This is a genomic window from Rubrivivax benzoatilyticus JA2 = ATCC BAA-35 (assembly GCF_000190375.1).
Taxonomy (GTDB): Bacteria; Pseudomonadota; Gammaproteobacteria; order Burkholderiales; family Burkholderiaceae_C; genus Rubrivivax; species Rubrivivax benzoatilyticus.
In genome coordinates, this window is sequence record NZ_AEWG01000148.1 from 47898 (window position 1) to 60587 (window position 12690).

The 12690-nt window shown below is 73.1% G+C and carries 13 protein-coding genes; 3 read left to right on the top strand and 10 right to left on the bottom strand.

Translation table 11 applies throughout. From position 1 onward, the window contains the following. Positions 1-20: 20 nt before the first annotated feature. Both RBXJA2T_RS16450 and RBXJA2T_RS16455 read right to left on the bottom strand, forming a co-directional pair. On the bottom strand, positions 21-680 hold the full coding sequence (locus tag RBXJA2T_RS16450) for a retropepsin-like aspartic protease family protein (RefSeq protein WP_009858548.1): 660 nt from the start codon (positions 678-680) through the stop codon (positions 21-23). Then, entirely contained in the window at positions 680-1183 is a 504-nt protein-coding gene (locus tag RBXJA2T_RS16455; RefSeq protein WP_009858549.1) for a YajQ family cyclic di-GMP-binding protein, read from the bottom strand. The genes RBXJA2T_RS16450 and RBXJA2T_RS16455 overlap by 1 nt, the downstream gene beginning before the upstream one ends. 35 nt (positions 1184-1218) lie before the next feature. Between RBXJA2T_RS16455 and murB the strand changes: the two genes are divergently transcribed. Then, a complete protein-coding gene (gene murB, locus RBXJA2T_RS16460) occupies positions 1219-2235 on the top strand; it encodes a UDP-N-acetylmuramate dehydrogenase (RefSeq protein ID WP_029718759.1) in 1017 nt (338 codons plus the stop codon). A gap of 12 nt (positions 2236-2247) precedes the next feature. On the opposite strand, the gene RBXJA2T_RS16465 is transcribed toward murB, so the two are convergent. The 7 genes from RBXJA2T_RS16465 to RBXJA2T_RS16495 all read right to left on the bottom strand — a co-directional run bounded on the left by RBXJA2T_RS16465 (position 2248) and on the right by RBXJA2T_RS16495 (position 9330). Beyond that, positions 2248-3120: a ZIP family metal transporter gene (locus RBXJA2T_RS16465; RefSeq protein ID WP_009858551.1), complete on the bottom strand. Its 873-nt coding sequence runs from the start codon at positions 3118-3120 to the stop codon at positions 2248-2250. Then, positions 3117-3485: a hypothetical protein gene (locus RBXJA2T_RS16470; RefSeq protein WP_009858552.1), complete on the bottom strand. Its 369-nt coding sequence runs from the start codon at positions 3483-3485 to the stop codon at positions 3117-3119. The genes RBXJA2T_RS16465 and RBXJA2T_RS16470 overlap by 4 nt, the downstream gene beginning before the upstream one ends. Before the next feature lie 209 nt (positions 3486-3694). After that, a complete protein-coding gene (locus RBXJA2T_RS16475) occupies positions 3695-5992 on the bottom strand; it encodes an ATP-binding protein (RefSeq protein ID WP_206026543.1) in 2298 nt (765 codons plus the stop codon). Next, positions 5962-6519 carry a putative pterin-binding protein gene (locus RBXJA2T_RS16480; protein WP_009858554.1) on the bottom strand — a complete coding sequence of 186 codons (558 nt, stop codon included), beginning with the start codon at positions 6517-6519 and terminating at the stop codon, positions 5962-5964. Before RBXJA2T_RS16480 ends, RBXJA2T_RS16475 begins: the two co-directional genes overlap by 31 nt. Before the next feature lie 48 nt (positions 6520-6567). Beyond that, positions 6568-7782, bottom strand: coding sequence for a Coenzyme F420 hydrogenase/dehydrogenase, beta subunit C-terminal domain (locus RBXJA2T_RS16485; protein WP_009858555.1), 1215 nt, complete (start codon positions 7780-7782; stop codon positions 6568-6570). Positions 7783-7877: 95 nt separating this feature from the next. Further along, positions 7878-9032, bottom strand: a complete 1155-nt coding sequence (locus RBXJA2T_RS16490; protein ID WP_009858556.1) for a tetratricopeptide repeat protein — start codon at positions 9030-9032, stop codon at positions 7878-7880. Between the two features lie 64 nt (positions 9033-9096). Then, on the bottom strand, positions 9097-9330 hold the full coding sequence (locus RBXJA2T_RS16495; protein WP_009858557.1) for a hypothetical protein: 234 nt from the start codon (positions 9328-9330) through the stop codon (positions 9097-9099). 257 nt (positions 9331-9587) lie between these two features. On the opposite strand from RBXJA2T_RS16495, the gene RBXJA2T_RS16500 reads away from it, so the two are divergent. Continuing rightward, the gene (locus RBXJA2T_RS16500; RefSeq protein WP_009858558.1) at positions 9588-11075 is read left to right on the top strand and encodes a S10 family peptidase; all 1488 of its coding nucleotides are present in this window, start codon (positions 9588-9590) and stop codon (positions 11073-11075) included. Between the two features lie 7 nt (positions 11076-11082). Next, entirely contained in the window at positions 11083-12147 is a 1065-nt protein-coding gene (locus RBXJA2T_RS16505) for a 6-phosphofructokinase (RefSeq protein WP_009858559.1), read from the top strand. Here the strand turns inward: RBXJA2T_RS16505 and RBXJA2T_RS16510 are convergent, their stop codons facing one another. Further along, positions 12148-12624: a cupin domain-containing protein gene (locus RBXJA2T_RS16510; protein ID WP_009858560.1), complete on the bottom strand. Its 477-nt coding sequence runs from the start codon at positions 12622-12624 to the stop codon at positions 12148-12150. It abuts the gene before it with no gap. Between the last annotated feature and the right edge of the window lie 66 nt (positions 12625-12690).

A 12690-nucleotide genomic window follows, 5' to 3' on the forward strand; every position in this document is an offset into this window, starting at 1 on the left:
TCCCTGCCGGGACAGCGCGGTCAGCGGGCCTCGAGGCGCAGCACGTCGCTGTCGCGCTGCATCTTGAAGCGCGACAGGAAGCTGTTGCCGAGCAGCACCATCGGCATCGCCTGCGGCACGACGACGGCCTGCACGTGGGTGATCTCGACCTCGCCGACACGCACCCGCGACAGCGTCACGCGGTGCGCGGTGGCGGTGCCGTTGGCGGTCTGCACCAGGCCGGGCTCGCCGTTGCGCCAGGCGATGCCCAGGCGTTCGGCGTCGGCCTGGCCGAGCGCGATCAGCGTCGCGCCGGTGTCGACCATGAAGTTCACCGGGCGGCCGTTGATCGCGCCCTGGGTGACGAAATGCCCGCCGGGGCCGGCGGGGATGACGATCTCGCGCGCGCCGGAGACGACACCGCCGCTGCCGGCCACACGCGAGGTGCCGCCGCCGGGGCGCAGCACCAGGCGCTGGCCGCCGACCTCGACGACCGCAGCGTCGGCGTCCAGCTGCAGCAGCTTGACGCCGCGCGCGCTCTCGCCGACGGCCAGCGTCACCGGCTGGCCGCCGATGACGAGCAGCGCCTTGCGCCCCATCTGGCCGGCCAGCGAGACGTCCTGCGCCGCGGCCGGCAGCACGGCCGCGGCCAGGAGCGTTGCCGCGATGCGCAGCGCCTGGCGACGGCCGGCGGCGTTCATCAGTCGCGGAAGTTGTTGAAGGTCAGCGGCAAGTCCGAGATTTCCTTCTTCAGCAGCGCGATCGCCGCCTGGAGGTCGTCCCGCTTCGCGCCCGAGACACGCACCGCGTCGCCCTGGATCGCGCCCTGCACCTTCAGCTTGCTGGCCTTGAGCGCCTGCTGGATCTTCTTCGCGTGTTCGGCGTCGATGCCGGCCTTGACCTTGACGGCGAGCTTGAGCTTGTCGCCGCCGAGCTTCTGCGGCTTGGCCGTGAGGTCGAGGAAACGCACGTCGACGTTGCGCTTGGCCAGGCGCGAGAGCAGCACGTCGCGCACCTGCTCGATCTGGAAGTCGCTGTCGGCGTAGAGCACGAGTTCGCGCTCCTTGGCCGATTTCTCGGTGAGTTCGACCTTCGCGCTCGACCCCTTGAAGTCGAAGCGGTTGCCGATTTCCTTGTTCGCCTGGTCGAGTGCATTGCGCAGTTCGACCAGATCGGGCTCGAGGACGGTATCAAAGCTGGGCATGGGAAAATTCTGCCATGTCCCCCGTCGCCTCCCCGCTGCAGATCGAGTCGCGCGTGTCGCTGCGCGAGCACAACAGCTTCGGTCTGCCCGCCGTCGCCCGCACCCTGGTGCGCGTGCGCAGCGAGGCCGACGTGCGCCGTGTCGTCGACCACCCCGAGTTCGGCCGTGCCCCCAAGCTGATCCTGGGCGGCGGCAGCAACCTCGTGCTGACACGCGACGTCGACGCCGTCGTGCTGAAGATCGAGATCGAGGGCCGGCGCTTGGTGGCCGAGACCGAGGACGCCTGGATCGTCGAGGCCGGGGCCGGCGAACGCTGGCACGACCTCGTCGCCTGGACGCTGGAGCAGGGCCTGCCCGGGCTGGAGAACCTGGCGCTGATCCCGGGCACGGTGGGCGCGGCGCCGGTGCAGAACATCGGCGCCTACGGCATCGAGCTGAAGGACCGCTTCCACTCGCTGGACGCCGTCGACCTCGTCACCGGCCGCAGCGTCACGCTGGATGCGGCGATGTGCCGCTTCGGCTACCGCGACAGCGTCTTCAAGCAGGCCCTGGCCGGCAAGAGCGTCGTCACCCGCGTGCGCCTGCGCCTGCCCAAGCCCTGGGTGCCGGCGTTGGGTTACCTGGACCTGGAACGCAAGATCGCCGAGACCGGGAACACGCACCCGGATGCACGCACGATCTTCGACTGGGTCTGCGCCATCCGCCGCGCCAAGCTGCCCGACCCGGCGGCCATCGGCAACGCCGGCAGCTTCTTCAAGAACCCGGTGGTCAGCGCCGAGCAGTGCCGCGACATCATCGACCGCGACCCGGAGATCGTGCACTACCCGCTGCCCGACGGCAGCGTCAAGCTGGCCGCCGGCTGGCTGATCGACGCCTGCGGCTGGAAGGGCAAGTCGGTGGGCCGGGCCGGGGTCTACGAGCGCCAGGCGCTGGTGCTCGTCAACCGCGGCGGCGCCAGCGGCGCCGAGGTCGTGACGCTGGCGCGTGCGATCCAGGAAAGCGTCTACGGCCGCTTCGGCATCCGCCTGGAGCCCGAGCCGGTCATCGTCTGAACGCCCGGCGCTCTACGCGAGCGCCGTGTCCAGCCCCATCATCAGCACGAAGCCGAGCATCAGCCCGGCGGTCGCCCAGCGCTCGTGGCCCTGGCGGTGCGACTCGGGGATGACCTCGTGGCTGACGACGAACAGCATCGCCCCGGCGGCGAACGCCAGCGCCCAGGGCAGCAGCATGGCGGCGCCGGCCACCGCCGCGGCGCCCGTCACGGCGGCCACCGGCTCGACGAGGCCGGAGGCCGCACCCAGCAGCGCGGCGCGGCCGCGGCTCATGCCGGCGGCGTGCAGCGCCAGCGCGACGACCAGGCCTTCGGCCACGTCCTGGAGCGCGATGCCACCGGCCAGCGCGGTGGCGCGCGCCGCCTCGGCGCCGACCGCGGCGACGCCTATCGCCAGGCCTTCGGGGATGTTGTGCAGCACGATCGCCAGCACGAACAGCAGCACCCGGCGCGGGCGGGCGTCGCGGCCCAGCGCGTGGGCGTGCGGCAGCAGGTGTTCCAGCAGCATCAGCACGGCGGCGCCGCCCAGCAGCGCCAGGCCGATGCCCGCGGCCCGCGGCCCGGGGGCGAGGCCGGCGGCCTGCGCCGCGTCCAGCGCCGGGTTCAGCAGCGAGAAGCAGGTGGCGGCCAGCATCACGCCGGCGCCGAAGCCGAGCAGCGTGTCCTGCGTGCGCTGGGCCGGCGCGCGGGCCAGCAGCAGCGGCATCGCGCCGAGCGCGGTGGCCAGCGCCGCGGCGGCACCCAGCGCACCGGCGTGGGCGACCGCCGGCGCCGTGGCCAACGCGTGCCAGACGTCGGCCAGCACGATGGCCGCGCCCGCGGCGCAGAGCACGACGCCCAGCCACTGCGCCGGCCGCAGCAGCCTGCGCGTGCCGGCCCTGTTCACGGCTCGGCCCGGTCCAGGGGCCGCAGCGTGAAGCGTGCCAGCCGTGCGGCAAGCGTCTGCAGCCGCACGGCTTGCTCGTCGTCGGCCACCAGCGGCCCCAGGCGCGCCAGCGGGCGGCTCGCGGCGTCCAGGCAGGTCAGGCGCCAGCACACCGGCAGCAGCGTGTCCTCGGCGCTGTCCAGCAGCAGCCGCAGCATGCGCTCGTGCACCGTGAAGGCGCGCTGGCCGTAGGCCGCCACCAGGCGCTCGCCCTGGTGGTGGAAGGCGCACAGCAGACGCGGCTCGTCGGGCTCGAGGCCGAGGCGGATGTGCATCGCGATGCGCTGCCAATGCCGCAGCGCGGCCTGGGTTTCGGCCGGGCACATCTCAGCGGCTCCGGCGTGGGATGGTGGGGAAAGCGGATGCGCTCATCGCGAGCTCCTCGGCGGGTGGGCACCGGGCCGGCCTGGACGCCGGCGGGCAGGGTTCGGGTTGGCGGCTTCGGTGACGCCATGAACCATGCTACATGAGAATAAGTCGCATTTGCAAAACAAGAGGCGGACGAATCCGTCGCCCGCGCGGCGTCGGCGGCCTGTCAGGCGCTGGCGTCGGCGTCCGCGGGCTGCGCCAGGCCGGCGGCGATGACCGCCTCGCGCGTGGCCGGCAGCAGCTCCTCGAAGCGCTGCACGTGGCGCGCGATCTCGTGCGCCGGCAGGTGGGTCGCACCTTCGTGCAGCGACTCGGCGGTCGAGGCCAGCGCGGCCAGCCCCAGGTTCAGCGCCGCGCCGCGGGCCGCATGCGCGCTGACCCGCAGCTCCAGCGGCTGGGCGTCGCGGATCGCCGCGCGCAGCCGCTGCACGAGCAGCGGCCCCTGGTCGAGGAAGCCGTGCACCATCGCCGCGAAACGTTCGCGCGGCATCGCCTGCAGCGCCAGCGCCATCGCCGCGGCGTCGAGCAGCGGCGGGCTGCCGTCGGCCTGGGGCTCGGCCTCGCCGGGCGACGGCTCGGGCCCGAAGTCGGCCGTGCCCGCGTTGCCGAACAGCCGGCGCAGCGAGGCCGCGAGCTTGGGCGGGCTCACCGGCTTGGTCAAAAAGTCGTTCATGCCGGCGACCAGGCAGCGGTCGCGGGTCTCGGTGAAGGCGTCGGCGGTCAGCGCGACGATGGGCACGGTGGCCGCGGCCGGATCGGGCAGCGCACGGATCGCGCGCGTGGCCGCGATGCCGTCCATCTCGGGCATGTGCAGGTCCATCAGCACGACGTCGAAGGGTTTGGCGCCGGCGGCGCGCATCGCGTCGACGGCTTCGTGGCCGTTGGTGGCGAACACCGCGCCATGCCCCAGGCGCTCGAGCAGCGCCGCCATGTACTGCCGGTTGACGAAGTGGTCCTCGGCGACGAGCACGTGCAGCGGACGAGGCGGCGGCGGCGCGTCGCCGGGCAGCGGGCGCGGCGACGCCCCGGCCGGCACGGCCTTCAGCGGCATGCGCAGGCGGAAGCTGCTGCCCTGGCCGGGCTGGCTGGTGACGGTGATGTCGCCGCCCATCAGCCGCGCCAGGTTGCGCGAGATCTCCAGCCCCAGCCCGGCGCCGCCGTGGCGCCGCGAGCGCGAGCTGTCGGCCTGCACGAAGCGGTGGAACAGCGTCGCCAGCGTCGCCTCGTCGATGCCCACGCCCTGGTCGCTGACGGTGAACACCAGCTCGGCCGCGCCGTCGCCGCCCTCGGCCTGCACGTCAAGCACGACGGCGCCCTGGTCGGAGAACTTGATCGCGTTGGACAGCAGGTTGAACAGCACCTGCTTGACGCGTGTGGCGTCGCACAGCACACGTTCGGGCAGCGCCGGGTCGGCGGCAATGTGCAGCGCCAGCGACTTGGCGTGGGCCTGCGGCCGCATCAGCGCCTCGACGTCGCGCAGCAGCGCGCGCAGCTCCACCGGCGCGGGCATCAGCACCATGCGCCCGGACTCGAGCTGCGACATGTCCAGGATGTCGTTGAGGATGGCCAGCAGATGGTCGGCCGACTCGGTGGCGGTGCGCAGATAGCTCACCTGCTGCTGGTTCAGCCCGGTCTCGCGCAGCAGCGACAGCATGCCCAGCAGGCCGTGGAACGGCGTGCGGATCTCGTGGCTCATGTTGGCGAGGAAGGCGCTCTTGGCCTCGCTCGCCGCCTCGGCGTCGCGCCGGGCCTGGCGCAGGTGCTCGGCGAGCTCCTCCAGCGCGGCGCGGCGGCGGTCGAGCTGGCGCATCTGGCGCAGCGCCAGCAGCGCGAAGGCCAGCGTCAGCGCCGACAGCGACACGGTCAGCCCGATGCCGACCATGTTGTGCTTCTGCACCGTGGCGTTGCGTGCCGCCACCTGTTCGCCGACGTGGTGCGCGGCACGCAGCGACAGGCCGTGGATCTCGGGGCCCATCGCGACCAGTTCGGACTCCAGCTCGCGCAGCGCCTCGCGAGTCGGGCCGCCGGCGGTGCCGGCGCCGAAGGCCGCGTCGGCGCGGCGGATGAAGCCGTCCATGCGGGCCAGCGTGGCGGCGAACTCGGTCTCGTCGGCCAGGATGCGGCCGATGCGCTCGTTGTGCAGCAGGCCGACGCGGCTGATCCAGATGTCGTAGCGCAGCTGCAGCGCCGCCGGGTCGAGCACGCGGCGCGGGTCGACCGAGCGGCCCCATTCGTCGCGCAGGCGCAGGTACTCGGTCTCGGCCTGGTAGACGAGCAGCACGGCATCGTCGTCGGCGACCTCGACCGCCTGGCGCAGCAGCGCGGCCTGGCGCACCTGCAGCCAGGCCACGGCCAGCAGAGCCAGGATCAGCCCGACGCCGAGCACGCCCAGCCACGTCGCGCGGCCGCGCCGCGCATGCGGCACGGTGGGTTCTAGCGAACCTCGATCGTGCGCAGCTGCCATGCCGAACGGCTGTAGTAGACGGGCGTGCGGAGCTCCTCGTCCGAGTCGAACGGGTAGATCACGAACAGCGGACCCTTGTCGCGCACCGCCATCGGGCGGTCGTCGAGCAGCCGGGCGACGATCAGGTCATGGCGCGCGGCGTCGTCGAACGGGATGTCGACCCAGTAGTCGTTCAGCGCGATCGCGCGCAGCCGGCTGCCGCGCGCCGCGGCGGCGGCGAGCACGTCGCGCAGCAGCGGGCCGGTGAAGCGGCGCGCCGTCGAGTACCAGGGCGTGCGGGTCACGAAGCTCGTCTGCGGCAGGCGCTCGAGCATCGGCATGTCGAAGTCGGCGCGGGTGCCGGCGTTCGGCGACAGCACGCGCCCGGTGAGCGTCAGCACCACCTCGCCGGCGGGCGCCTCGAGGGCCGCCGCGACGCCGCACCACGAGCCCAGCGCCAGCGCCGCACCGGCGGCAAGCACGCGGCGGCGCCCTCGGTCGTGCGAGGTCGCGGCAGACGAGGCGGCGACGGCGGAGCGTTCGGGCACGTCCGGATTCTAGGGGGATCGTCCGCCCGGAACCCCCTCTTCGAAGGATCAGCGGCGCACTTCGTTGCGCTCGCCCGGCGCCGGCGTCAGGCCGTAGGGCTGCACCAGCTCCCAGACGTGCGGCGGCACCATGTTCTTCATCTTCGCCGGCTGCTCGCGGCGCAGGTGCAGCACGGTCTCGACGGCCTTCATCTCCAGCCGCGCGCGTGCGAATTCCAGCCCGCGCGGGCCGACCTTGGGCATCAGCCAGCCGACGATGGGCCGCAGCCAGGCCGGCATGCGGCGCAGCGGCAGGCCGCCGGCGGCGCGTTCGGTGTTGGCGAGGAAACCCTTGACCGGGCCTTCGCGCTTGCCGGCGCTGCCGGGTTCGGCCAGCGTCACCTCGTCGCCGAGCAGGCCGAGGATCTTCTCGCCGCGTTCGTTGCGCACCAGCAGCCACTGCTCGCCTTCGCCGCCCATGTAGCCGACGGTGATGTCGGCCAGCACGTTGCTGTAGTCGACGCAGGTGCGGCAGGTCAGCGGGAAGAAGTCGGTCGGCAGCTGCGACAGCGGCAGCTGCAGAAAGGGCACGCGGCGCTGGCGGCCGTCGTCGAAGCGGATCTCGACGTGGTAGTCGGCGCGGAACTCGAGGTAGGTGATCGACTCCGGCTTCGGCGTCAGCAGGCCGAGGAAACGGTGGAAGTTCTCGGTCGTCGTGTTGTCCGAACACGGCGTGCCGATGACGTAGAGCTGCTCCAGCCCCAGCTCCTGCTCCAGCGCCCGCAAGGCGTAGACCTGGCACGGGATGCCGATCACCGCCAGCCGCTTGTGGCCGGCGGCCACCGCCGGCTCCAGCAGCGACAGCAGCGGCGCGTAGCCCATGCGCATGCCGCGGCAGCGCGCCAGGTCGCCGGGTTTCGTCACCAGCGTGGGCACCGGGCGCCAGCGGTCCTCGGGGTCGGGGGCCATCGTCAGCACGGCGTCGACGGCGCCGGTCTCCAGCAGGCGCTCGGCCAGCCGCGTCGTGATGCCGGTCCATTGCGCGCCCTCGGACGGGCGCTTCAGCGCCGCGCGCCACATGCGGCGGAACGGGCCGAAGTACCGCTCGTCGGCCCGCGCCGGGTCGCGCGGACGGCCGTGCACGCGGGTCTCCATCGCGGCGTAGTCGGGCTGGATGAACTGGCAGGCGCGGCCGCAGCGGCGCGGGTCGGCGCTGCGCGAGACGCCGCAGTCGGTGCACAGCGTGCGGGTGGGGGCGGCGTCGTGGGGAATGGGGGACTTCAAGGCAGGGGCGCTCGTTCGCGGGACCGCCCGATCATCGCCCAAGCCGGGCCCGGCCGACCCGACCTGACGCAGACCCCCCGCAGCGGCGGGCACCGTCACCGGGAGCGCTCGGCCCGCAGGTGCTCGATCTTGGCCGCGTACAGCGCCTGCGCCTGCGGCGTCGGACTGGTCTCGCGCGCGACCTCGAGGTGCCGCAGCGCCTGGCGCTGGCGGCCCAGCAGCAACTCGGTGCGCGCGAGCCAGTAGTGGAACTCGTGGTAGCCGGCGTCGCGCGCCACCTCGCGTGCGAACAGCTCTCGGGCGCCTTCGAGGTCGCCGCGGCGCAGGGCCTCGATGCCGGCGTCGAACCAGCGGAACGGCGGCGCTTCCTCGAGCGCCTGCAGCCGCGCCTGCAGCGTGCCGGCCTCGGTTTTGCGGCCCTGCTGCCCGAGCAGCTGCGCGAGGTTGGCCAGCGCGCTGCGGTTGGCCGGTTCGCGCTCGAGCAGCGTGCGCCAGACCGACTCCGCGGCGTCGGCCAGGCCGCGGCGGCGGTAGACCACGGCCAGCGTGTTGTGGCCGGCCGAGAAGTGCGGGTCCTGGTTCAGCGCCTCGCGGGCGTGCCAGTAGGCGTCGTCGAGCCGGCCTTCGGCCAGCGCCTCGGCGGCGCGGTTGTTCATGAACATCGCCAGCACGGTGGCCTGGGAGATGCTGCGCCAGCGCAGGCCCGCGACCTGCTCGCCGGGCAGGAAGTCGACGACGAGCGCGCTGTCGGTGCTGCGCAGCACCTGGCCCGCGGCGGCGGCCGGCCAGCCCAGCGACACGTTGACGTGGCCGTTGAGGGTCAGCAGGTCGCCGCTGCGGTTCCAGCTCTCGTCGACGGCGACGCTGCGGAACTGCACCGGCAGGCCGGCCTCGCGCGCAAAGGCCGCGGTCATCGCCACCAGCGACAGGCAGTTGCCCGAGCGCGCCGCGAAGGTCTCGGCGGCGGTGCGTGTCACCCCTTCGTAGTCCAGCGCCAGCGAGCGGCGGCTGTACAGCAGCTCGACCAGCGCCCGGCGCGGGTCCTCGCTGTGGCGCAGCCCGGCGCCGTCGAGGTGGGCCCGCATCGCGTCGTCGACGGCCAGCACCGCGGCCGCGTCGGGCAGGCGCGCCGGCGGCGCGAAGGCGGCGTCGCGGGTCGGCAGCGGCGTGCGCGCCGGCAGCGCATCGACCGTCGTGCAGCCGACGACGGCGGTGCAGGCCAGGAGGAGCAGGGCGAGGGTAGGGCGCATCGTGACGCTCCCGCCGCGGCAGCGCGGCCGCGGTGATCCTACGCCGCCGTCGGCCGGCGCGTGTTCACGCGGCCGCGGGGTCGCCGGCCTCGATCTGGCCGTTCAGGCGGGCTGCGGCGGCCCGCAGCTCGGGGTTGGCGGAGGCTGCCGCGCGGTCAAGCAGGCCGCGCGCGTAGTCGGCGTCGTGCTGCAGGCGTTCGACGTGCAGGAACACGCCTTCGTTGGCGAACAGCCATTTGAGGTCGATGACGTCGACCAGCTCCAGCGAGCTCCCGGAGCCTTGGGTTTCGGCATTCATCGCACACTCCCGCCTCGTGGGCTGTTCGTTCGACGCACGGCACCGGTCGGGCGCCGCCTGCACGATAGCGCCGCGGCCTGCCCGCCGGGCCGGCAATCGCTGGAGTCGGCTCTCCAATTCCGTCTGGTGAACTTTCCGCGGTTTCCGTGGGCCTGGACGTTGTCCGGACTCCACAGCGTCGCCGCCGGACGGCGCGTTAAGCTGCGGCCGCCGCCGGCCAGCCGCCGCGGCATCCGCCGAGAACGATCACGAATCCCATGGCCGACACCCCGACTCCTCCCGACCCCGACAAGACCTCCGACCGCCGCCACCGCGAGCGTGTCGAACAGCTGCTCGCCCGCCCGCCGGTGCGTGCGGCCGGCACGCTGGCACTGGCCGACCGGCGCCTGGACTACGCCGTCAGCGCCGAGTTCATCCCGGTGGCCGGCGAAGGTTTCGACGGCGCGCTGGCCGAACCGCAGGCCGCGGTGATGACCACCGCCTACCAGCTGCAGGGCGCCGCCGCCGGCTCCCGCCCGGTGTGTTTCGCCTTCAACGGCGGGCCGGGTTCGGCGTCGATCTGGCTGCACCTGGGCGCGCTGGGGCCGAAGCGGCTGGTCGTGCCGTCCGACGGCAGCATGCCGGCGGCGCCCTACACCGTCAGCGACAACCCGCTGAGCTGGTTCGAGCACTTCGACCTGGTCTTCGTCGACCCGCCGCACACCGGCTGGTCGACGACCGCCAGCGAGGCCGCACGCAAGAAGCTGCTGTCGGTCGACGGCGACGTGAAGGCCCTGGCCGAGGTCGTGCGCACCTGGCTGACGCGGCACCGCCGCTGGGGTTCGCCGGTCTACCTGGCCGGCGAGAGCTACGGCACGACACGCGGTGCGGCGCTGGCCGACAAGCTGCTGGACGGCGGCGTCGCACTCGCCGGCCTGGTGCTGGTGTCCTGCGCGATGGACCTGCAAAGCCTGTCCTTCGACCCGGGCAACGACCTGCCGTACGCGCTGTTCCTGCCGGCCTATGCCGTCGTCTCGCAGTACCACGGCCTGCTGAAGGGGCCGCTGGGGGCGTCGCGCGAAGCGGCGCAGGCCGCGGCCGAAGCCTTCGTCGACGAGGACTACGCCGCCGCGCTGCTGGCCGGCGCGCGGCTGTCGGACAAGCGCCGCGCCGCCGTCGCCCGCCGCGTCGCCGAACTCACCGGCCTGCCGCGCGCGCTGGTCGAGGAGAAGAACCTGCGCATCGCCGACCAGGACTACTTCTTCGAGGCGATGCGCGCCCAGGGCCGCCAGGTCGGCCGGCTCGACGCCCGCGTGACCGGCCCGATGGCCGCGCGCCGCACGCGCGACTGGGAGTTCGACCCCGGCATCGAGGCCATCGCCGCGCCGTACACGATGGCCGCGATGGCCTATTTCGGCGAGCTCGGCCTGACGACCGAGCAGCGTTACGAGACCCTGTCGCACGAGGCCCACCTGGCCTGGAACTGGAACCGCGGCGAGGCCCAGGGCAACGCCTACGCCAGCACCAGCCGCGACCTCGCGCGTGCGCTGCGCCGCAACCCGCAGCTCAAGGTCTTCGTCGCCAGCGGCCGCTACGACCTGGGCACGCCGTACAGCGCCAGCGACTGGTCGCTGGCCCAGCTCGACGCCCCGTCCGAGGTGCTGGCACGCATCGAGCATCACTACTACGATGCCGGACACATGATGTATACCCGGGAAGAGGACTTGACCAAACTCAAGGCCGACATCGCCCACTGGCTTGGATGATCGACTCATGCACATCGGAATCCTGACCGGCGGGGGCGACTGCCCCGGCCTCAACGCCGTCATCCGCGCGGTGACGCTGTCGCTGATCAACGAGTGCGGTGCCCGGGTCACCGGCATCGAACGCGGTTTCCTCGGCCTGCTGACACGTTCGTCGCGGCCGCTGGACACCGCCGCCGTCGCCGGCATCCTGGCCGAAGGCGGCACGATCCTCGGCACGCACAACAAGTGCGACCCGTTCCACTACTTCGGCGCCGGCGGGGCCGACTGCTCCGCCCAGGCGATGGACTACGTGCGCGAGCTCGGCCTGGACGCGCTGGTGGCCATCGGCGGCGACGGCACGATGGCCATCGCGCACAAGTTCGAGGCGCTGGGGCTGCCGGTCGTCGGCGTGCCCAAGACCATCGACAACGACCTGTTCTGCACCGAACGCACCTTCGGCTTCGACAGCGCGGTGGCCGTCGTCGCCGAGGCGCTGGACCGCCTGGCGACCACCGGCCGCAGCCACGGCCGGGTGATGATCGCCGAGACGATGGGCCGCTACGCCGGCTGGATCGCGCTCGAAGGCGGCATGGCCGGCGGCGCCGAGGTCATCCTGATCCCCGAGATCCCGTTCAGCGTCGAGGCCGTGGCCCAGCGCTGCCGCGAGCGTGCCGCGCACGGGCTGTCGACGATCATCTCGATCGCCGAAGGCGCCGCACCCGAAGGCGGCGGGCTGACCGTGCAGCGCACGATCGCCGACAGCCCCGACCCGCTGCGCCTGGGCGGCGTCGGCAACTGGTTGCAGCAGCAGCTGGAGCCGCGGGTCGACTGCGAGGTGCGCACGACGCTGCTGGGCCACATCCAGCGCGGCGGTTCGCCGACGCCGTTCGACCGCGTGCTGGCCACGCGTTTCGGCTACCACGCGGCGCAGCTCGTCGAAGCCGGGCAGTACGGCCGCATGGTCGCGCTGCAGGGCGACGCCGTCGTCAGCGTGCCGATCTCCGAGGTGGCCGGCAAGAACCGCCTCGTGCCGCGCGACCACGAGCTCGTGCGCGCCGCACGCGGCATCGGCGTCTCGCTCGGCGAGCAGTAACTACAGCAGCCGGTGCAGGTCGGGCGCCAGGCGCCCGACCGCCGAACGCAGCGCCGCGTCGTCGCGGCCGAAGTCGAAGTCCTGGAACTCGAAACCCGGGCCGACCGTCGCGCCGCAATAGGCGTAGTCGCCCACCGGCTCGGCGGTCTGCCACCAGTCGGCCGGCACGACGTGGCGCCGGCGGTCGGTGTCGAGCACGACGTGTTCGAGCGTCTGCAGGTCCGGCGACAGCAGCCACAGCGTCAGCGGCCCGCCTTCCAGCAGGTGCCAGACCTCGCAGGAGCGCACGCGGTGCCAGGCCGAGTGTTCGCCGTGCACGAGCAGGAAGTCGATCGTCGTGATGCCGCGGCGTTCGCCACGCGCCGTGGCGACGGTCTGCTGCGAGCGGTAGAGCTCGGCGTAGTGGCCGCCCTCGGGGTGCGGCTGCAGCTTCAGCTGGTCGATCAGCGCCTGGGCGCGTTCCGGCAGATCGTTCACTGGAGCACCCTTCGGCCTGCGGCCGGTCCCGCCACGCGGGAATGAGCGCCGGACAAGTCCTGAGCG